General features: G+C 44.2%; 14 protein-coding genes and 1 pseudogene. 11 read left to right on the forward strand and 4 right to left on the reverse strand.

Annotated features, from left to right (window positions below; all coding sequences use genetic code 11):
- The first annotated feature begins 189 nt into the window (after positions 1–189).
- Positions 190–6,792, forward strand: coding sequence for an amino acid adenylation domain-containing protein (locus QUA71_RS22345; RefSeq protein ID WP_333288377.1), 6,603 nt, complete (start codon positions 190–192; stop codon positions 6,790–6,792).
- Positions 6,793–7,142: 350 nt separating this feature from the next.
- On the opposite strand, the gene QUA71_RS22350 is transcribed toward QUA71_RS22345, so the two are convergent.
- The 4 genes and pseudogenes from QUA71_RS22350 to QUA71_RS22365 all read right to left on the reverse strand — a co-directional run bounded on the left by QUA71_RS22350 (position 7,143) and on the right by QUA71_RS22365 (position 9,769).
- Positions 7,143–7,364 (reverse strand): transposase, encoded by a 222-nt coding sequence (locus QUA71_RS22350; RefSeq protein ID WP_445243818.1) that lies wholly within the window; start codon positions 7,362–7,364, stop codon positions 7,143–7,145.
- A 74-nt stretch (positions 7,365–7,438) separates the two neighbouring features.
- Positions 7,439–8,762: pseudogene (locus QUA71_RS22355) on the reverse strand (IS4 family transposase).
- 349 nt (positions 8,763–9,111) lie between these two features.
- Complete coding sequence (locus tag QUA71_RS22360; protein WP_445243819.1) at positions 9,112–9,357, reverse strand: DNA/RNA non-specific endonuclease; 246 nt, start codon at positions 9,355–9,357, stop codon at positions 9,112–9,114.
- A gap of 16 nt (positions 9,358–9,373) precedes the next feature.
- Positions 9,374–9,769, reverse strand: coding sequence for a DNA/RNA non-specific endonuclease (locus QUA71_RS22365; RefSeq protein WP_333288380.1), 396 nt, complete (start codon positions 9,767–9,769; stop codon positions 9,374–9,376).
- Positions 9,770–9,948: 179 nt separating this feature from the next.
- Here QUA71_RS22365 and QUA71_RS22370 point away from each other — a divergent pair, with 179 nt between their 5' ends.
- From QUA71_RS22370 to QUA71_RS22415, 10 genes are all read left to right on the forward strand, one after another.
- Positions 9,949–10,341, forward strand: coding sequence for a hypothetical protein (locus QUA71_RS22370; protein ID WP_333288382.1), 393 nt, complete (start codon positions 9,949–9,951; stop codon positions 10,339–10,341).
- Between the two features lie 445 nt (positions 10,342–10,786).
- Positions 10,787–11,764 carry a sulfurtransferase gene (locus tag QUA71_RS22375; RefSeq protein WP_333288384.1) on the forward strand — a complete coding sequence of 326 codons (978 nt, stop codon included), beginning with the start codon at positions 10,787–10,789 and terminating at the stop codon, positions 11,762–11,764.
- Positions 11,765–11,929: 165 nt separating this feature from the next.
- The gene (locus QUA71_RS22380; protein ID WP_333288386.1) at positions 11,930–13,138 is read left to right on the forward strand and encodes a YeeE/YedE family protein; all 1,209 of its coding nucleotides are present in this window, start codon (positions 11,930–11,932) and stop codon (positions 13,136–13,138) included.
- 24 nt (positions 13,139–13,162) lie between these two features.
- A complete protein-coding gene (locus QUA71_RS22385; protein WP_333035546.1) occupies positions 13,163–13,912 on the forward strand; it encodes a sulfite exporter TauE/SafE family protein in 750 nt (249 codons plus the stop codon).
- Positions 13,913–14,540: 628 nt separating this feature from the next.
- The gene (locus QUA71_RS22390) at positions 14,541–15,587 is read left to right on the forward strand and encodes an aliphatic sulfonate ABC transporter substrate-binding protein (protein WP_333288388.1); all 1,047 of its coding nucleotides are present in this window, start codon (positions 14,541–14,543) and stop codon (positions 15,585–15,587) included.
- A 171-nt stretch (positions 15,588–15,758) separates the two neighbouring features.
- Positions 15,759–16,586 carry an ABC transporter permease gene (locus QUA71_RS22395; protein ID WP_333288390.1) on the forward strand — a complete coding sequence of 276 codons (828 nt, stop codon included), beginning with the start codon at positions 15,759–15,761 and terminating at the stop codon, positions 16,584–16,586.
- A 52-nt stretch (positions 16,587–16,638) separates the two neighbouring features.
- Positions 16,639–17,391: an ABC transporter ATP-binding protein gene (locus QUA71_RS22400; RefSeq protein WP_333288392.1), complete on the forward strand. Its 753-nt coding sequence runs from the start codon at positions 16,639–16,641 to the stop codon at positions 17,389–17,391.
- A gap of 184 nt (positions 17,392–17,575) precedes the next feature.
- Positions 17,576–18,397 (forward strand): class I SAM-dependent methyltransferase, encoded by an 822-nt coding sequence (locus QUA71_RS22405; RefSeq protein WP_333288393.1) that lies wholly within the window; start codon positions 17,576–17,578, stop codon positions 18,395–18,397.
- 64 nt (positions 18,398–18,461) lie between these two features.
- Positions 18,462–19,670, forward strand: coding sequence for an acyl-CoA dehydrogenase family protein (locus tag QUA71_RS22410; protein WP_333288395.1), 1,209 nt, complete (start codon positions 18,462–18,464; stop codon positions 19,668–19,670).
- A 526-nt stretch (positions 19,671–20,196) separates the two neighbouring features.
- Positions 20,197–21,195, forward strand: coding sequence for a sulfonate ABC transporter substrate-binding protein (locus QUA71_RS22415; protein WP_333288397.1), 999 nt, complete (start codon positions 20,197–20,199; stop codon positions 21,193–21,195).
- Positions 21,196–21,210: the final 15 nt, after the last annotated feature.

Consider the following 21,210-nt stretch of genomic DNA (forward strand, 5'->3'; position numbering starts at 1 on the left):
GAGTAACCTATATTTAGTAGCAGTGATGCCAAAAATAGCGGACAGAAGAGTAAGCTTTAAACTTAGCTCGAACCTGTCAAGCTTTTCGCTAAACACAAAGGCTTTTAGTTGAGCATTGCTTCAGAGTGAAAGTTCTAGATAATCGCTTACAATCAGTCACTTAGTATAATTACTTAGAGGAAGCATCAAATGTCCGATCATTTGAAAGGTGGAGCTATTCATCAACTGTTTGAATCTCAAGTGGAGCGTACACCGGATGCTGTGGCGGTGGTGTTTGAAGGACAAAAATTAACTTACCGAGAATTGAATGTAAAAGCGAATCAGTTAGCGAATTACCTGCGCTCGCTCGGAGTAAGGCCAGAAGTGTTAGTAGGCATCTGCGTCGAACGTTCCTTTGATACGATCGTGGGAATCTTGGGCGTATTCAAAGCTGGCGGCGCTTACGTCCCCATAGACCCTGCCTATCCATCTGAGCGCATCGCTTATATACTAGATGATTCACAACCACCAGTTCTATTAACTCAGAAACAACTGATTGCCTCGTTACCAGAACATCAAGCACGGGTAGTTTGTGTAGATTCTGATTGGAAAAAAATCTCTGTGATGCCCGAAATTCCTCCCATCAGTGATGTGGTACCAGAGAACTTAGCTTATGTAATCTATACCTCCGGCTCAACCGGAAATCCCAAAGGAGTTCTCATTGCTCACCGAGGATTGTGCAATCTAGCGCTGGCACAAATCAAACTGTTTGATGTGCACCCCGATAGTCGCGTTCTCCAATTTGCCTCCTTGAGCTTTGACGCTTCTATTTGGGAAATTGTCATGGCTCTGTGTTCCGGAGCGCGGCTTTACCTGGGAACGCGAGAGTCGCTGCAACCGGGACAACCTTTACTGCGACTATTGCAAGAGCAGGGGATTACCCATCTTACTCTCGTGCCATCAGCACTTAGTGCTCTGCCGAGTGAGGAGTTGCCAGCGTTGCAGAATATCATCGTCGCGGGAGAACCATGTCCAACAAATTTGGTTGCTCAATGGGCTAAGGGACGGCGGTTCTTTAATGCTTACGGGCCTACTGAGTCTACTGTCTGCGCTACAGTCGCACAATGCTTTGAAAGCATGGACGTGCTGCCAATTGGTCTTGCGATCGATAATACTCAAATCTATATTCTCGATCGCCATAAACAGCCTGTTTCTGTAGGCATTCTTGGAGAACTCCACATTGCTGGTGTGGGACTAGCAAGAGGCTACCTCAACCTTCCCGAAACTACTCAAGAGAAATTTATTCCCAATCCCTTTAGCAATGAACCAGGTTCGCGCCTATACAAAACTGGTGATTTAGCTCGCTACTTACCAGACGGTAATATTGAATTTGTAGGGCGGCTCGATCATCAAGTAAAAATTCGCGGATTCCGAATAGAATTAGCAGAAATTGAAGCATCACTGCGACAACATCCTGACGTGCAGGAAGCCGTTGCGATCGCACGCGAAGACGTACCGGGCGACAAGCGTTTAGTCGCCTACATCGTCTCTAATCTCATCCCGGAACGGATACCTTATCAAAGTCCTTGCCTAGTTGAATTTGATGGGAGTCGTACTATCGAAGTAAGCACCGAAGACATTTCAATAGGTGGGATTAGCTTAGTAGGAATAACAGAAATTTTAGAGCTAGGTAGTCGCGTTCGCCTGCACTTACAACCACCAGGAAATTCTCAATTATTGTGGGTAGAAGGTAAAATAGTATGGCAAGAAGAACAGCGAATTGGGATTCAGTTTGAGCTAACGTCAACCCAGCCAACTACCATCCAAGCTAGCGTTGATTATCTCCTGGAAAAACAGAAATATTTGAAAGTTTTGCAACGCACTGTTAGCCGTAACCTCCGCAGCTTCTTGAAACAGAAGTTGCCCGAATATATGGTGCCTTCTCACTTTGTCATCCTGAAAGAGTTACCGCTAACTCCCAACGGAAAACTGGATCGCAAAGCGCTACCTACACCTAGAAAAATCATAGATAAACAGCCAAATAACAATATTGAATTGGTTAGCGAAAGTGGAGGAAATCCCGAGGTTTTGGAATTGGAACGAGAGCTGGACTTAATGCATTTTGTTCCTCCTGGTACTCCGGTTGAAGAAGTGCTAGCAAGAATTTGGGCGGAAATTTTAGGATTAGAGCGAGTTGGGATTCATGACAATTTTTGGGAATGCGGAGGACACTCGTTACTAGCTGCTCAAGCTATTTCTCGCATCCGCAATACGCTTGAAATAGAATTGTCTCTGCGTTCTTTGTTTGAAGCACCCACCATAGCCGAATTAGCCCAGCAAATAGAAACAGAACTTCAAACAAACTCAAGGTTACAACTTTCTCCAATCGAAGTGATTTCTCGCAACCAGAATTTGCCTCTCTCTTTTGGCGAACAACAGTTGTGGTTTTTGGCACAAGTGGAACCGGGTAATCCTTTTTATAACGAACACTTTACGATTTACTTACCTGGTTCCCTCAACCAGTTAGCGTTAGAACAAAGTTTCAACCAAATTATCGAGCGCCACGAAATTCTGCGAACCAACTTTTCTGTCGTTGATGGGCAACCAATTCGGATCGTTCAGCCAAGTTGTGATTTACCTCTACCATTAATTAATCTTCAAGAAATAGCGTCAGAAAGCGATCGCGAAACAGAAGCTTTGCGGTTGGTAACAGAAAAGGCACGGCAACCTTTTAATCTTACCTCTGATTTGTTGCTACGAACTACGCTAATTCAACTCAGCGAGACGGATTACAGACTATATATAACCGTACATCACATTATTTTAGATGCGGTTTCTATATACAGCGTACTATTTCCCGAACTGGTAGCACTCTACGAAGCTATTTGCGATCGCAAACCCTCCTCCCTGCCAGAATTAACCGTTCAGTATGCCGACTTTGCCTACTGGCAGCGGCAACAACTACAAGTAGAATTACTGAAGCCACAGCTAGCTTACTGGAAACAGCAATTAGCAGATTTGCCCCCGCTACATTTGCCCACCGATAATCCACGACCGCCAGTTCAAAGGTTTCGAGGTGCAATGCAAACTCTGGCACTCTCGAAGGGTTTAACTGAGGCTTTGAAAGCTTTTTCCCTTCAGGAAAATGTCACTTTATTTATGACATTAATGGCGGCATTCAAAATTTTGCTTTACCGCTATTCAGGACAAGAAGATATTCCCGTCGCCACTGTTATTGGTGGGCGAAATCGATCGGAGATTGAAAGATTGATTGGGTACTTTCTTAATACGCTGATTCTGCGTACTGACCTTTCTGGTTTTCCCAGTTTCCGAGAGTTACTTTCCAGGGAACGAGAAGTAGCTTTAGGAGCTTATACTTACCAAGACTTGCCATTTGAAAAACTGGTGGAAGAACTTCAACCAGAAAGAAAGTTGGGTCAAAACCCGTTATTTCAGGTGATGTTTATTTTAGAACCGCCGCTCGTAACTTTGGATTCTAAGGATTGGCAAGTCAGCCAGATGGACATTCATATCGGTACATCGAAGTGTGATTTGTTTCTCCAACTAGAAGAAAAAACGGAAGGAATTATCGGGCGTTTTGAGTACGATACAGACTTATTTGATGCTGCTACTATTTCCCGGATGGTTGGACATTTTATCACTTTGTTGGAAAGTATGGTTGCCAACCCAGACCAGTCCATCTTGAAGTTGTCTTTGTTAACAATTAGCGAACGGCAACAGTTAATAAATTACAATGCTACGGAGGCCAATTATTCGTCAGATAAGTGCATTCACCAGTTATTTGAAGATCGAGTAGAGCAAAATCCCGATGCGGTAGCAGTAATATTTGAAGGGCAACAACTCACCTATCAGGAGTTGAATCAAAGGGCAAATCAATTAGCGCATCATTTACGATCGCTAGGAGTTGTACGAGATGCAGTAGTTGGTATCTGTGTAGAACGATCGCTGGAAATGGCGATCGGACTTTTGGGTATCCTAAAAGCAGGTGCGGCTTACTTACCTCTCGACCCGGCTTATCCGCAAGAACGGATAGCTTATATGCTGGAAAATGCCGGAGTTCCAGTAGTGCTAACTCAGGCAAGTTTATTGCCGCCACTGTTAGAGTATGGGATACCAGCGATCTGTTTAGATCGGGGCTGGAAATCGATCGCCCAACGCTCGCAAGATAACCCCACGACAGCCGTATTACCCGACCATTTAGCTTACGTTATCTATACATCAGGTTCGACAGGCAAACCAAAAGGGGTAGCAATGAGTCACCGTCCCCTGGTGAATCTGATCGATTGGCAATTACAAAATTTCGCTTTTCCTGCTACTAAAACCCTCCAATTTGCCCCCATCAGTTTCGATGTTTCTTTTCAGGAATGTTTTTCCAGTTGGTGTTCTGGCGGCACTTTGGTGTTAATTTCAGACATTACTCGCAAAGATGCAGTAGCTTTATTGCAACTTCTCCAAAATGAAGCGATCGAACGTTTGTTCCTTCCTTTTATTGCGCTTCAGCATCTAGCTGAGGTTGCTGAGGAGCGAGGAATCGTACCTAATAGTTTGCGAGAAATTATTACTGCTGGCGAACAGTTACAAATTAGTCGAGCGATCGTCAATTGGTTTAGTCAGCTAAAAGATGGCACTTTGCACAATCAATATGGCCCTTCCGAAAGTCATGTCGTAACGGCATTTACTCTTACTGGTTCACCTGAAAATTGGCCTAAATTGCCCTCGATCGGTCGTCCTATTGCCAACGCCCAAATCCACATCCTCGATTCGCAATTACAACCAGTACCTATTGGTATTCCTGGAGAACTTTACATCGGCGGTGTTAGTTTAGCCAATGGTTATATCAACCGACCAGATTTAACATCCCAACGGTTTATTGAAAACCCATTCTTAAATAGTGATGAGTTCTTAGTTTTTAGTTCTGAATTAAAAGAAAACTCAAGACTCAAAACTCAAAACTCAAAACTGTACAAAACCAGCGATCTTGCCCGCTATTTACCAGATGGTAACATCGAGTATATGGGTCGAATTGACGACCAAGTAAAAATTCGCGGTTTTCGGATTGAGTTAGGAGAGATCGAAACTGCTTTGGTACAACACCCAAACGTAGCAGAAGCTGTTGTGATAGTTAGGGAAGATATACCAGGCGACAAGCGTTTAGTTGCTTATGTAGTTGCCTCTAAAGAGTTAGCATCTTCTGCTAACGAATTGCGGCACTTTTTGCAAGAAAAGTTGCCTGAATACATGATTCCTAACGCTTTTGTATTTTTACAAGCACTGCCATTAACTCCTTCGGGAAAAGTAAATCGCCGAATTTTACCAGCGCCAGAAGGAAATCGAGAAGAACTACAAACAGCATTCATTGCGCCTCGTACTCCTGTGGAAGAAAAGTTAGCTGAAATCTGGAAAAAGATTCTGGGTATCGATCGAGTTGGCATTTACGATAGCTTTTTCGATTTGGGCGGGCATTCTTTAAAAGTTACTCAGTTAATGTTTAAAGTGAGAGATGCTTTTCAGGTAGAAGTATCGCTGCGACAATTTTTTGAAGTACCGACCATTGCGGGAACTGCGGATGCGATCGCTCTCGCTAGTCGCCCAGATTTCAATTCTACATCACCACAAAAAGAAACTATCGATCTAAACGCGGAAGCAATTCTAGATTCTACAATCTCTGCTGAAAATATTACTTTTGAATGGAGTAAAAAACCCTCTCACATCTTATTAACAGGAGCAACCGGATTTCTTGGTACTCACTTACTTAATGACTTACTAAACCAAACGCAGGCAAATATTTATTGCCTGGTAAGAGCATCCAACCTCGAACAAGGCAGTGAAAAAATCCAAACAAGTCTAGAACGCTACTTACTTTATAACCAACCTATCAGCAACCGGATCATCCCAGTTTTAGGAGATTTATCTCAACCATTCTTAGGACTTACATCAGATGAATTTCGTTCACTGGCAAGCAAAATAGATGTAATTTACCACAATGGTGCATCAACAAATCTAATTTATCCATACTCTGCATTAAAAGCGGTAAACGTTCTCAGTACGCAGGAAGTTTTGAGATTAGCCTGCATTATCAAAGTAAAACCCGTGCATTTCGTTTCTACCATTGGCGTATTTTCCTCGGATACTTACGAGCAAAATACAATAGTTAGAGAACAAGACGAACTACCTGATAGTGAAAGTCTTTCTGAAGGTTACGATCAAAGTAAATGGGTAGCTGAAAAATTAGTTATGACTGCCTATTCAAGAGGGCTACCCGTTTATATTTATAGACCGGGATTTATCTCAGGAGACAGCCAAACGGGTATTTGCAATACTGCCGATCTGCTCCGCAGAATGCTTAAAGGCTGCATTCAAATGGGAAAAACACCTGATTTAGACATCATGGTAGACATGACTCCTGTGGATTATGTTAGCCAAGCGATCGTTCATTTATCCAAACAAAAAGAATTAGTCGGGAAAGCTTTCCATTTAGTTAACCCTCACCCCATTCCTTGGAATCAGCTTTTCGATTTCATTCGCTCTCTTGGCTACTCACTCGAACGCATTCCTCATAAACAATGGAACTTTGAGTTATTAAAATTGGTTGAAAATTCAACAGAAAATGCTTTGCATCCACTGGTCAGCCTTTTCTCTGATGAAGCCGTATCTTTACAGACAATCAAAATTCTAAGTATTTGCTTTGATTCTCAAAAGGCGATCGATGGTTTAGTTGGTAGCTGCATTAGCTGTCCACCAGTAGATGAAAGATTGTTAAATACTTACTTCTCGTACTTACTGAAGTTTTGACTAACCGCGCCTTATACCAATTCTCTAAATGCCGACTACAGATAACGCCTCCAATATATATGCTCTTCCAAGAATTATAGATATTGTCTACTTATTTTGACGAACAGTAGAAACTAAAACTAGAAAACTTAGCGTGGGAAAAAATTCCGAGTTTTGATTTTTCAAAAATGCCATATCAGATGAGTCAACGTGAGTTCAATGGAAAATTTAAGTGTATTGGGTGGTCACAAATCACACAAAAATACCACAACTAGGGACGAAAGGGAAAGCCTAAATTCCTACTCTCTTGCTCTCTTGACGAGACGAACTCAGCTTTTCAGGTTTAACGTTTATCATAAAAGTCTACTTCATTAAAAATAGTAAACTGGTTGTTCAATCTCATACAATGATGGTTGATTTGGTTGATAAGTATAAGCAATCATTCCGGCTACTAAATTCACCATAAAATTAGCTACTTTTCGATGTCTTGTATGTTCAATTTGACATAAGTTTTTTAATTGGTCATTCACGGACTCAATTATCCCTCTTCTTCTTAGCTTCATTTTTTTCATTTTTTCTGACAACAACATCACCCAATACTTCTCGGTTAAGCTCTAAGCGGTGTTGAGAATCGAGAAATGAAGATGCTGTTGCCATTGGTAACAAGTTAAGGCTGCATGGCAGTTGTCAAGAGGATTTCAGTAGAAGCTTTAAAGAAAAATTCGTCAGTGTTACGCTGTCGCTCGGGGAAAGGGGCGACAATTAACTTAACATTGGGTTTTCGTTGTCGTTTAACAATACCTAAATCTTGATTTTCAGGTGCCGTGAAATATGAGATCGGGTCAGTTGCCTTACCTTTTTGATGGGCTACGTAAAAATGGTAAAGACTGCGGTCAATCATTTCTAATGAGATGGCATCTATTGATCAAGAGAGTTGGTCAGCAACAGTATTACCTAAATCGACCAAGACAGCATAAAACAGGCAAGTACCCCAAATTTGTAACTGAATACGGTTGAGAGAACCCGTCCACAAATAACTTAATCCCCAGAGTCTTTTAACGGTATTAAAGGCTTCTTCAATGCGCCACCGCCTGCGATATAAATCTGCCACAACGTAGGGAGGTAATATCTTAGGGTCAAGTACACTTCTTAAATAAGAATGCCAGGTTTTACCCGAACGAACCTCACTCAGACGTAAGGTGATATATGGAGTTTTTGTGGTTCCTGACCCCAGACGAATTAGGCTATCTCGGAGGTCGTAACTCTGGGTGAATACTTGTTCGTATTTAATTGATGCTCCTTTTTTTAACCGAGTAATAAGCGTGAATATCTCGTTCAATTAATTTCAGCCAAAAGCTAAAATGATAGAATCCCCTATCCAGCAAGAGTAAAGTTTTGCCTTCAACCAATTGCAGAATATTTTCTTCTAACTTCACATCAAAAGCTTTGGGATTTTCCAGAAACCAAATTTCGACAGGCAGCCGGGTCATTAAATCTATAACTGTTGCCATTTTCCCGGCCAACTGCCCTTTTGGCAAATCTTCCCGGCTTTTGAGCTTGCAAAATAATGCTTCGAGCGTTGAGCTATCTACTATCCAAACTCGTGAAAACTTCCGCAAGGCAAGTTGAATGCTTTCTGGTAGGGGTCGTTGATTTCTCTGGTGCCAAGATGTTCTTAAACTCGGTAATAAATTTTTGAATACTCCCTCAAATAATTGAGCTGGAAAACTTAAAACTCTCGCTCGACATTGCTTGTTGAGTAACAGTCGTGGGTCGGCACCACAAAAAACCTTCACGCTGCCAGCATTCTTGTGAGTTCTGTCACTCCCGCCACGTCTCGCCACAGTAAAGTTAATACCGCTGCTACCATCAACGGTAGGTTAAGAATTATAAGCGAATAAACCCAGTTGACGGTAGTAATTTTCTTGTGATGTCATGGCTGGTGTAAGTAATGCCGATAGTTGCGAGGCAATCACCTCGTCTTCCACCATCGGTCTGGTGGTTTTTTTGGCATGGTCACGGTTGGTTTTTTGACTCTTAGCCCTATTTACTGACCTACACAATTGCTCAATTTTTTGTCAATTCTATCGTTTGATAATACCAACGCCCGCAACTATCATGCGGGCCCGCAACTACGATCGATCGCCCGCAACGCCAGTCGAGCACACGACTTATTAATAATGATAATCGCTGTCGCTGGGAGAGTCCGCCGTATGCAGACTCTCCCACCTTTACCCCCTTGTTTGATTATCATTATTATTCAATTATCTTTCTACACAAAGGAGTATTGACAAAATCTAGTCCCTTCTAAGTTGTTACCAATGGTATCGGCAGGGAGCATCATTGGCTATCGACTTTCCCCTCAATGATTTGCTGAACCTGCGGCGACACGTTTGACAAGAAATTCAGCCCAGTCTCCCGCTCTACAAGATCCACCGAAACTCGAAAACTTTTCCATCCAGAACCTTTGACGCTGCTATCGTTGGGCATCATCACGGCGATAGCCCTGGTGTTTGATGTGATTCCCTGCATTCCCAATCCTTGTCTGTCGAGCACCACGATAACTTTCCAATTCTTAGCCGGCACTGCAATCTTTTCTTTTTTACCGATGCTGCCCTTCCTCCCCACGGGCCCCGCCGGAGATGTAAAGTTCTTTGCCCTGCTGCACCAATTCTCGGCAATACTCTTCTAAGTCACCCCACACGCCTCTGTTAACTTCAGGCACTTGGGGCATCATATTGGTCATCAGGAAAGTGCTGCTGTTATCCGCTTCATTGGGGGTGCGATCGGCACTGGGTGCAATGTGTCCTCGGTCGTAGCCGCTTCCCGTGTAATCGTTGGGGCGGACTTTGTACCAAGCATCCGGCAGGGCATCGTCGGGGCGGAAGTTGTCTTGGCGATCGGCTGTTCCCATCCAAGAGCGGTTCAGTTGCCACGAAACCCAATTGGCGGTCTTAGTTTTGCTGTTGTAGCTCATCACGTACTGTGGCTTTACCATCAGGTAGTTGTCGGTGCTGGCAACACAGGGAGCTGCATTGCTGGGATTGCCCAGGAGTAAGTTGCGGTTATTGATGGCGCTCGCTGATTGGTTCTCTGGTGCCTGGTTTGGGTGGCTGCACCCTTGGTTTCTCGCGACCAATTTGAGGAAGTCGAGACGGTGGCGATGGCGCAGTTAGATTGCAGCCGCTAAAAATCCCTACCAACACTCTTGGCGATCGTCCCCCGTGGCCACAATTTCCTCACTGTCAGACTCCTATTTTCATTGTTTATCCCGCCCATGATTACAAAGGGCGCACCGTTTCCACAATTGGGAAAGAAAAGCGCCTCAATACTCGATTTGCCGATCGCAGCGGCGAACAATTTATCAAGATTATGAGCCATCTGGGTTTGAGCTATCCCAAGAAGATGAACGAAGCCGTACCTGTCAATGAATACTGTGGCGATTTCATCCCCGAAGCGAGTCTAAATAATGGCACGAGTGCGGCGATCGATGGCGATCGCGAAAAAGTCGAACTGACGCTATGGACCAATACTGAAATCTATGAGGATTACTTAGCCAGGTACATTTAGGGGAAGCAGGGGCTAGGGAAAGCAGGGGCTAGGGGGTAGGGGAAGAAGGCAAGAAGGGAATAGTATCAGCTTTCACGAAATCAGAACCTCCTAGGTAGCCCTGGCGGTTGTTATATCTAGTTGACAAAAATAAAGATTATTTATGTCCAGCTACTTATTTGCTGGATTTTTAGGAAAAACGCTTGATTGAAAACATCAGCTATGTCATAATTCTAAAAATTAAATACAAAATCTCTATCGGTTTACCGTATTTTACGGACTTTGTACCACCTTTCCTCTGGCTGAAAGCCACATTTTAAGTTTTTTAGGATTTATAGCAACCGCCAAGGTGGCTAGAAGATTCTAAATTACTGAAACCCTTAATTCTATTCGCTTCTTCCCCTAGTCCCTAGTCCCTAGCCCCTAGCCCCTAGCCCCTAAGCCCTTCTTCAGGAGATTTATGGTTATGAATTTGAGATTTTTTCGGGGAATCTGGAAAAGATCCCTCAAGCCCTCTGTTTTGGTAATAGTGGCGATCGCAACCTTGGTGGGAGTTTCACTCTTCTCGATTTCACCGCTAACTGCAACACCCAGCGCCCAAATTAAATTTGTTTCTCCCAATTGGGTAACAGCCAACGCAAAAGATCCAAATTTGCGAATTTTGGATGTGCGAAATGCGCCTCTGGAGTATATTGGAGGCCATGTTCCAAACGCAGTACACATTGCAGATACTGCGTTTCGTGGCCCAGACGGATTTTTGCCCGTGCAGTATTGGGATACCCAGAAATTAGCTTCGATCTTTTCTCGATCTGGTGTTAGCAGTAACAGTCGCGTTCTCGTTTATTCCGATGCACGAGATATCTTGGGAGCTACAATGGTTGCTTATTTACTAGAGCGATCGGGAGTAAAAGATATTGCAGTTTTAGATGGGGGATATACAGGATACAAAGCCTCTGGGCAACCTGTTGTTAAGGAATATCCCAAATACAAGTTTACACAGTTTGCGGTTCAAGATAATCCCTCAATTCGCGTTAACCTTCAACAGGTTGGAGAATTAATTGGTAAACCAGGTGTTGTTTTTATCGATCCTAGACCAGGTGATTTATTCCGAGGTGAGAAAGATATCTGGGTACGCAATGGGCACATTCCTGGTGCGAAAAATATTCCCTGGCCTGCGTTTACGGAAGCCGAGAACTCTCAGGAGGCTCTCAAAAATCCTCATCAGTTGAAGTCACTGGATGGAATTCGGCAAATCCTGGCGGACAAGAAGATTAAGCCTTCAGATGATGTGATTGTGTCATGCAGCACTGGGCGTGAAGCAACATTACAATATGTCGTGCTAAAACATCTTTTGGGATATCCTAAAGTTCGGCTCTACGAAGGTTCTTGGACAGAGTACAGTACGTCTAATTTGCCAGTTGAAACGGGACCGGAAAAAGTTTAGTTGTTTGGTGCTAAAAGGTATGAAAGTTTTGATTTCATCACTTGTTGTTTTGGCTACTCTAACAGTAATATTTGGGTGTAATTTGGTACATCTAAGTCAACCTGCTTTAGGCAGTTGCGATCCGCCACCCGAACAACCGAAGAACCCACCTAAGAAGTAGTAAAAATGAGTTCATCAATTTCTGGTGAGCCGTTTTTGGCTCCTTTTCGATCCCATCGCTTGATAATTGCGATCGCCTTAGCACTTTTTACTGTTGGGACAATTACACTGAATCGTTATGGTTGGCAGCAAAGCCTATTGTTCTTGATTGGTGGGTTGCTGGGCTTAACGCTTTACCATTCTAGCTTTGGCTTTGCCAGTGCTTACCGCAAGTTACTTGTGCATAGGGACGCGCGGGGAGCGATCGCACAAATTATCATGCTGGCGATCGCTACTGTTCTGTTTGCGCCGACTCTGGCAGCCGGAACAGTATTTGGGCAGCCGGTGCGGGGTGCTGTTGCGCCTGTAGGCGTTCAAGGGGCGATCGGTGCCTTCCTGTTTGGAATTGGGATGCAGCTTGGGGGAGCCTGCGGCTGTGGCACTTTGTATACCGTTGGTTCCGGTAGTCTCACTCTGCTGATGACGCTGGTGACATTTTGCATTGGAGCATTTGCAGCCAGCTTAACCCGACAGCTTTGGGTGAATTTGCCTGCTTTGCCGGCGATTTCTTTGGCAGATAATCTTGGCTGGTTTTGGGCAGTGGTTTTGCAACTGACAATTTTCGCTGCTTTGTTTGTTGCACTCGGGCGCATTTTCCCTTCTGCAAAAGCTCTTTCTTCTCCTCCCCTAACTTCTTCCCCTCCGCTTTTCCCCTCCTCGCTAACTCAGCTAATTTACGGCCCTTGGTCGCTACTCACAGGTGCGATCGCGCTGTCACTGCTCAACTGGCTGACGCTGATCCTGTCTGGGCAACCCTGGCGGATTACCTGGGGCTTTGCGCTGTGGGCGGCTGAGATTGCATCGTTTTTGGGGTGGGACTCTACCAACAGCCCCTTTTGGAAGACTGCCAACGCTCAGGCTGCCCTCACAAATGGCGTGTTTGCAGATGTCAGTTCGGTGATGAATGGTGGAATCGTTCTAGGAGCACTGCTAGCGGCAGGGTTAGCAGGGCGATGGGTTCCAACTTTTGGGCCTTCCAAACAGATTATGGCGGCGGCGATATTAGGTGGCTTACTGATGGGCTACAGTGCATTTCTTGCCTATGGTTGCAATGTGAGTGGTTTCTTTGGAGCGATCGCGTCTACCAGTTTGCACGGCTGGGTGTGGATTGTGGCTGCACTTCTGGGAACTGCGATCGGGGTGCGGTTACGACCTTTGTTTCGGCTACCCAATTAGCGTAAGGGAACTTATAGAACCCATATGGTTTCCCTTCAACTACTGATCCTGATTACAGTTTTTTTAGCGACCAGCACGATCAGCGTGATTACAGGCAGCACCTCCTTAATTACGGTGCCTGTAATGTTGCAGATGGGCATTGCACCGCGCACGGCTTTAGCCACTAATATGCTGGCACTCACGTTTATGAGTATTGGTGCAACGTTACCGTTTCTGAAGCAACAGACGATTAATCTAAGACGCTTGCCTCTCTTGATTGGGCTGACTCTGATTGGCTCAATTCTAGGAGCAGGATTAGTCCTGGTAATACCGTCAAAGTCCTTACCGCAGATTGTTTCGGCTGCCATGATTGCGGTTGCTGTTTTCTCGATCGCGAATCATCGAGGTGGCGTTCTTCCGGCAGCCGATCGCCCATCACGGGCAGCCCAATTACTCGGTTATGTGGCAACGTTTGGGCTGGGTATCTATGGTGGTTTTTTCAGTGGCGGGTACGTCACCTTGCTAACGGCTGCCTATGTGGCGCTCTTTCGGATGACTTTTGTGGAAGCGATCGCTACAACCAAGCTGGTGAATATCTTTTCCTCGCTCGTTGCAACGGGGGTTTTCACAGCGGCTGGCATCGTTGATTATCGATTGGGCATCATCTTAGGTATTGCCATGTTTATTGGGGGCATCATCGGCTCACAGGTGGCTCTCAAACTTAGCAATCGCTGGTTACGTCGGATTTTTTTGGCGACTGTTGTAATCCTCGCCGTCAAAACCATGATGGGATAGAAAATTCCTAGTCTTCGCTCTCACGGTCGTGAGTTTCATAGACCTGTTGGCTAAAAAGCTCAAAATCCGACTCACAGGCAGTGAGCGCCTCCAAAGCCGTGGAGTAGCCAGGAGCTGCAATAGGAGAAAACATTCAGCATGGATGGTGTATTAGGACTGGAGATCATTGAAGTTGTGGAGCAGGCAGCGATCGCATAGATCCCAAATGGGTTCTATATAGCCGAAGGAAGAAGGAACAAGGAAGAAGGAAGAAGGAAGAAGGAAGAAGGAAGAGGCAATAATGGCAAGGGTTTCAGCGATCAATATAGTCCTAACTGCCAAGAAGGTTGCTATAGCAACCTTCTTGGCAGTTAGGACGTTCTGACTTCCACCAAACTCGCTGATTCTATTCCCATCTTCCCCATCTTCCCCATCTTCCCCATCTTCCCCATCTTCCCCCTCTCCCCCATCTCCCCCATCTTCCCCCTAGCCCCTTCTTCATTTCTAACTTCTTGATTGTCACCATTGATCTTGAGTGTGCATTGCTGTAAGATAAATCAAATACTACGGTAAACCGATTGACTTAACGTATATATCACGGAAGTCCTAATTAAGCGAGACATTCACCAAGGAGTCGAGGAGACGAATCATGAGCAAGTGGTTTGCCATTGCCAGACGTAGGTTACTGCTATTTTTTATTTCTGGGCTGTTTCTATCGCTATTAGTCAATGCCTGTAATTCTTCCTCTCCTGGAACTAATACTACAGCAGCATCCCCAGGCTCATCTCCTACGGCAGTTCCTACGGTAGTACGTTTAGATTATGCCTACTACAATCCTGTCAGTCTCGTACTCAAAGAGAAAGGCTGGCTAGAAGAAGACTTAGCCAAAGCCAATATCAAAGTGGAATGGGTGCTCAGTCAAGGTAGTAACAAGGCATTAGAGTTTCTCAATGGCAGCAGCATTGACTTTGGCTCGACTTCTGGTGCTTCCGCACTGATTGCAAAAGCCAATGGTAATCCCATCAAGTCTATTTACGTTTACTCGAAGCCCGAATGGACAGCATTAGTAACTACGGCGAATTCTTCCATTCAAAAAGTCGCCGATCTAAAAGGCAAAAAAGTTGCAGCAACGCGCGGAACAGATCCGTTTATTTTCTTGTTGCGTGCCTTGGATCAAGTCGGCTTGACTACCAAAGATGTGGAAATTGTGCCTTTGCCCCACGCTGACGGTAAAGCTGCCCTTGAGAAAGGCGATGTCGATGCCTGGGCTGGTCTCGATCCATTTATGGCACAGACAGAAGTAGAAAAAGGCTCTAAACTCTTCTTCCGCGATCCCAAACTAATTAGTCAAGGCTTTTTGAATGTCCGCGAGGCATTTGCCAAACAATATCCTGAACAAGTTAGTCAAGTGCTAAACGCCTATGAGAAGGCAAGGAAATGGGCGATCGCAAATCCTAGTGAACTCAAGCAAGTGGTGATTAAAGCATCTAAGCTGACAGAATCGGTAGCAACTAAACAATTAGAGGAGCGAACCGATATATCAAGCTCATCGATTGGTGACGAACAAAAAGCCGTTATTAGTGCTGCTGGGGATGTCTTGAAAAAAAGCGGCGTGATCGAGAATTCCGTTGATGTCATTACAGTAGTTAACAATTTAATCGATCCGCAGTATGTGGCAAAGGTTGCCAAATCATAAGTAAAAAACATCTGCTGTGGATATACACCAACTCACCAAAGCAGATCAGAAAATTAAAAGTTAAAAATTGAAAATTGAAAATTTAAAAATAAATACATCATTTTTAATTTTGCATTTTTAAATTTTAATTCCGCTCCAAAGCAATCTAGGCATGACACCAAACACTAAGTTATGGAACAAAGACTTGCGATCGCACTCACAAGCGCACAAACAGGTAATATTTGGCAATTCCTCACTCGTCTGGGCAAAGCAAAGGGCTTGCTCTTGCCAGTCTTGCTCTTAATATTGTGGGAAACTCTGTCTAGGTTTGGCTTGGTTGCTCCTAACTTGTTACCTGCTCCGTCAACTATTGTCATAACAGTTTGGAAACTCGGTGCAGCAGGGGAACTATGGCAGCACATCAGCATTACACTCTATCGGGTTTTTGTTGGCTTCTTGATTGGTACATTCTTGGCCACTATTTTAGGAGGATTAACAGGCTATTCTTGCCTAATTCACGATTTACTCGACCCACTTTTGCAGTCACTCCGTAACATTCCTTCCCTCGCATGGGTGCCGCTATTCATCCTCTGGATGGGAATTCATGAGCCTTCTAAAATTGCTCTGATCGCCGTTGGAGTCTTTTTCCCCGTTTACTTAAATCTCATGAGCGGCATTCACAATGTCGATCGCAAATTGGTTGAGGTTGGCAAAATCTATAGACTTAATGATTGGCAGCTTATCAGTCGTGTGTTCTTGCCTGCGACTTTGCCTGCCTACATTGTCGGTTTGCGAAGTGGCTTGGGTTTGGGCTGGATGTTTGTCGTGGCGGCTGAATTAATGGGAGCCAGTCAGGGCTTAGGCTTCTTATTGATCGATGGGCAAGCAACTGGACGACCGGCCATCACCCTCGCTAGCATTCTCTTGTTTGCGATTTTCGGAAAAGTGACTGACTCGGTTATTAGCCTTGCATCGCATTGGCTACTCCATTGGCAGGATGTTTACGCTTCCAACCATTAGTTCAAAATATTAGTTTAAAGCATTCGTTCAAAGCGCCACTGAGGAAACATATATGCTACTTATCGAAGGACTACATAAACGATTTCAAAATGGCTTTGTCGGGTTAGAGTCTATTAATTTAGCTGTTAATCGTAGCGAGATTGTTAGTTTTATTGGTACGAGTGGTTGCGGCAAAAGTACACTTTTACGGCTCATTTCTGGATTAGATTTGCCAACTTATGGAGATGTGCGAATTGACAATATTCGCATTGACAAACCTCATCCCGAAATTGGTGTAATCTTTCAAGAACCTCGCCTGATGCCTTGGTTAACCGTCTGGGAAAATGTGCAGTTTGGTTTGCATCACTTACCGAGAGATGAACGCAAGGCACGGGCAAGTGATGCTCTAGTTAAGGTTGGATTACAAGATTTTGCTCGTTTGCTGCCGCGCCAACTATCAGGAGGAATGGCTCAACGGGTGGCGATCGCCCGTGCCCTAGTCACTAATCCTTCTATTTTGTTGCTAGATGAACCCTTTAGTGCTCTCGATTCCTTTACTAGAATGCAATTACAGGATCGTCTGTTAGAAATTTGGCAATCCGATCGCCAGACCATTATTCTTGTGACCCATGATGTTGAAGAAGCAGTGATTTTAAGCGAGCGCGCGATCGTCATGCGTGGCAACCCTGGGCGCATCCATCTTGAGCTAGATATCAATCTCCCCCGTCCCCGCAGGCGTACCGATCGCGATTTGCAATATTGGAAAGAAAAATTATTGAGAACCTTGGATTTATCCAATACGCCAACTGTTCCCTTAGAGGTTTAAATCTCCGGCTGAGATCGCAATTAATATCTAATCAAGAAGGAGGAGGTTTCATTTGTAACTTCTATAAATTTAAAGATGTAACAATTTCTATATTATAGCGAATAAAATTGTTGCCAAAACCCATCATTATCAAAGCAGCTATCTCAAAACCTAAATCCTAACTCAGCAAAAGTTGACTTAAATCATGACTACTAAACTACTCCCAAGCTACGATCCCACTCTCTTTCAAGGAGCCATTTCTTATTACCTGCAATATCGACCGCGCTACCCAAATACTCTTTACGATTTAATCTCACAGGAATTTCAATTAGATGGGCAAGGCAAGCTTCTCGATCTCGGCTGTGGGATTGGCTTGGTAGCGATCGCCTTACACGATCGATTTCAATCTGTTTTGGGTATCGATCCAGATCCAGAAATGCTCGAAGTTGCCAAGCAAGAAGCTAAACTGGCTCATGCTTCAAATATCGCTTGGGTAAGGGATTTAGCAGAAAATATTTCCCCGGCAATTGGTACATTTTCCCTTGTCACCATTGGTCGTGCTTTTCATTGGATGGATCAAGAACTGGTGCTACAGCGTAGCTACGATCTGCTCGATCGCACCAGTAACGCTAATAGGGGGATAGCGATTATTCAAACTGAAAAAGATATTTGGTCAAATGACTCTGTTTGGGCACAAAATGTGCTAGCTACGATCAAACGGTGGCTAGGAGAAGAGCGGCGTGTGGGATCGATTAGCGTTCCTTTGCTCTACAAGTCTGATTTAGAAGTTTTGGATCGATCGCCATTCGTTCGGATTAAGCGCCATAAGATTGACTTTCAAAAACACTGGACGATTGATAATTTTATTGGTTATCTCTACTCCACCGCTTACTGCCGTCGTGATTACTTTAATGGCGATACTTCCGTATTTGAGGCGGAAATTAAAGCAGCAATTCTCAGTGCAGAACCTTCAGGTCAGTTTGTTGAAGATGTACCTATTTCTGTTTACTTGGGTTTTAAGGACTGACCAACCTATAGGAATCCTAAATCATTTGTACCTCATTACTTCCATCGATTTTTGTATCATCAATATGAAAATATCCCTTGTAGACTCGCAAAGCACAACACAACAAGACAGCAAGCAAGATTATGTCGCGATAGCGAAATCACTTGCTCAAGAATTTGCTGATACTGCTATCGAACGAGATCGTGTTGGCGGTACGCCAAAGTATGAACGCGATCGCATTCGATCGAGCGGTTTGCTCAGTTTGATTATTCCTAAAGAATATGGCGGTATTGGCGAAACATGGATCGCTGCACTCCAAATTTCCCGCGAGTTGGCAAAGACTGATAGTTCTCTAGCCCATGTTTACTCCTATCACCATTTAGGGGTTGTTATCCCGCATCTTTTTGGCACGGAGGAGCGCAAGGCACAGTTCTACAAAGATACGGTGGCAAACAATTGGTTTTGGTGCAATGCTCTCAATCCCCTCGATCGCCGTGCGACTTTAACTCCTGATGGTACAGGCTTTTTACTGAACGGGACAAAAAGCTTCTGCTCTGGCTCGAAAGATTCTGATATCTTACCCATCACTGCGGTTCGTCAAGATACCTCCGAACTCACAACTATTGTAATTCCCACTCAAAGAGAGGGGATACAAATCCATGACGATTGGGATAATATGGGGCAACGTCAAACCGATAGCGGTAGTATTAGTTTCGATCAAGTGCGCGTTTATGACTCGGAAGTGTTTGGCGATCGCACCCGTGCTGATATTCCTTTCCGTACTTTACGAGCTTGCTTGACGCAAATAAATCTTGCCCATATTTATCTGGGTATTGCAGAAGGAGCATTTGCTGCTGCCAAAGACTATACTTGCACCCAAGGACGACCCTGGTTGACTTCTGATGTTCCTAGTGTGACCCAAGATCCCTACATTCTGAAACACTACGGGGAAATGTGGGTCGATCTGCAAGCGGTTAGCAGTTTGACGGATCGAGCCGCCGCCATTCTGCAAGCAGCTTGGGAAAAAGGCATAGATTTAACAACAGAAGAACGTGGAAAATGCGCGATCGCGATCGCAACGGCAAAGGTTGCTGCCACAAAAATAGGTTTAGATGTGACTACTCGCATTTTTGAAGTGATGGGGGCGCGTGCTACCACCAGTAAATATGGTTTCGATCGCTACTGGCGTAATCTGAGAACGTTTACGCTACATGATTCTGTTGACTATAAAATTCACGATCTGGGTAACTGGGTACTCAACGATCAGCTCCCCAATCCCAGCTTTTATACGTAAAAATCATCCTTTTTGAAGGAGGTTTTATCTTCACTCGGCGGTATCTCAGGTTTTTATGTAGATAGCAGCAGGGCTATAGCAATCCTTGCAGGAGTCGTAATTTTTTTACCCACCCTAACTCTCCCCGAAGCCGCTCGCTCGGGAGTAAGAAATGCACAAATGATCTAGGATTTCTATAGATGCTACTTTTTCTCCTGCGGGTACAACTGATACATTACCCCTGAATATTAATCATTCAAGTAACTAGATAAGTCAGACCAGCAAAAATTTACACAATGTGCTTGCATTTTTGAAGTCCTTTGTGGAATAATAGGAGCTTATCAGGATAAACTACGGTATATCGGTCGGGTTATCGTTGCTTGCTCATCCATAATGATTAGCTCAGCTTTTACATAGCTATTGCGTTTTTTTGTTTTCAATACTTGAAACTTAGGAAGGAAAAGTGTTAACCCGATTAAGAGAGAGCCATTTTTTAGCTAAATTGAGGCATTTTGGGAGCCAAATCAAACCTAGTTCAATCAAGACCTTGGCTTTGCTTTTTGCAGTTGGCTTCAGTTTGAGTTTGACCGTTTCTGCCTGTAATCCTACTCAGCAAACAAATACAACTACTGCCCCGACTTCTACTGCCACATCCGTGGCTAGTTCTAAATCACAAGAGAGCAATGTAATTCGGATCGGCTATCAAAAATATGGCACTCTAAGTATCCTTAAATCACGGGGTACTTTAGAAAAGCGTTTGGCATCCCAAAGCACTTCTGTACAGTGGCTTCAATTTCCCGCTGGCCCTCAATTACTAGAAGCTTTGAATGCAGGCACTATTGACTTTGGCCATACAGGAGAAGCGCCGCCTATTTTTGCACAAGCTGCTGGCGCACCATTGGTATATGTTGCGAATGAGCCTCCTAATCCTAAAGGTGAAGCTATCTTAGTACCGAAAGATTCTTCTATTCAAGATGTGGCTGGGTTGAAAGGCAAAAAAGTTGTATTTAATAAGGGCTCAAATGTGCAATATCTCGTGGTAGAAGCATTAAAAGCAGCCGGATTGAAATATAGCGACATTCAGCCTATTTATCTGCCACCAGCAGATGCGCGGGCAGTTTTTGAACAAGGTAGTGCTGATGCTTGGGCAATTTGGGACCCGTTTTTTACCGTAGCGAAACGAGCTACAGAAGCTCGCGTTCTTAAGGATGGAGAAGGGCTTGTAGCTAATCGGGAATTCTATCTAGCTGCCAAACCTTTTAACGAGCAATATCCGGACCGGATTAAGGCAATTTTAGAGGAACTTCAAAAAGTAGATGAATGGGCGGCAGCTCAACCAACTGAAGTGGCAAAACTGCTGTCTCCTGAGCTTGGTATTGATGTTCCAACTTTAGAGGAAATCTCACGGAGGCGGCCTTACGGTGTGCAGCCAATTACGGATGAAGTCGTTACTTACCAGCAAAAAGTTGCTGATACTTTCTTGGATTTGAAGCTGCTTCCCAAATCGGTAAAAATTAGCGAAGTGGCTCAGGTAACTAAACAATAAATAGTGATGGAGACT

This window comes from Microcoleus sp. MON1_C5, from assembly GCF_036701875.1.
In the GTDB taxonomy this organism is placed as follows: Bacteria; Cyanobacteriota; Cyanobacteriia; order Cyanobacteriales; family Microcoleaceae; genus Microcoleus.

Bases quoted from the DNA above. Each gene is read 5' to 3' on its own strand.
- QUA71_RS22345 (WP_333288377.1), top strand. From the start codon at position 190: ATGTCCGATCATTTGAAAGGTGGAGCTATTCATCAACTGTTTGAATCT.
- QUA71_RS22365 (WP_333288380.1), bottom strand. From the start codon at position 9,769: ATGGTAAAGCCACAGTACGTGATGAGCTACAACAGCAAAACTAAGACC.
- QUA71_RS22375 (WP_333288384.1), top strand. From the start codon at position 10,787: ATGAATTTGAGATTTTTTCGGGGAATCTGGAAAAGATCCCTCAAGCCC.
- QUA71_RS22380 (WP_333288386.1), top strand. From the start codon at position 11,930: ATGAGTTCATCAATTTCTGGTGAGCCGTTTTTGGCTCCTTTTCGATCC.
- QUA71_RS22385 (WP_333035546.1), top strand. From the start codon at position 13,163: ATGGTTTCCCTTCAACTACTGATCCTGATTACAGTTTTTTTAGCGACC.
- QUA71_RS22390 (WP_333288388.1), top strand. From the start codon at position 14,541: ATGAGCAAGTGGTTTGCCATTGCCAGACGTAGGTTACTGCTATTTTTT.
- QUA71_RS22395 (WP_333288390.1), top strand. From the start codon at position 15,759: ATGGAACAAAGACTTGCGATCGCACTCACAAGCGCACAAACAGGTAAT.
- QUA71_RS22400 (WP_333288392.1), top strand. From the start codon at position 16,639: ATGCTACTTATCGAAGGACTACATAAACGATTTCAAAATGGCTTTGTC.
- QUA71_RS22405 (WP_333288393.1), top strand. From the start codon at position 17,576: ATGACTACTAAACTACTCCCAAGCTACGATCCCACTCTCTTTCAAGGA.
- QUA71_RS22410 (WP_333288395.1), top strand. From the start codon at position 18,462: ATGAAAATATCCCTTGTAGACTCGCAAAGCACAACACAACAAGACAGC.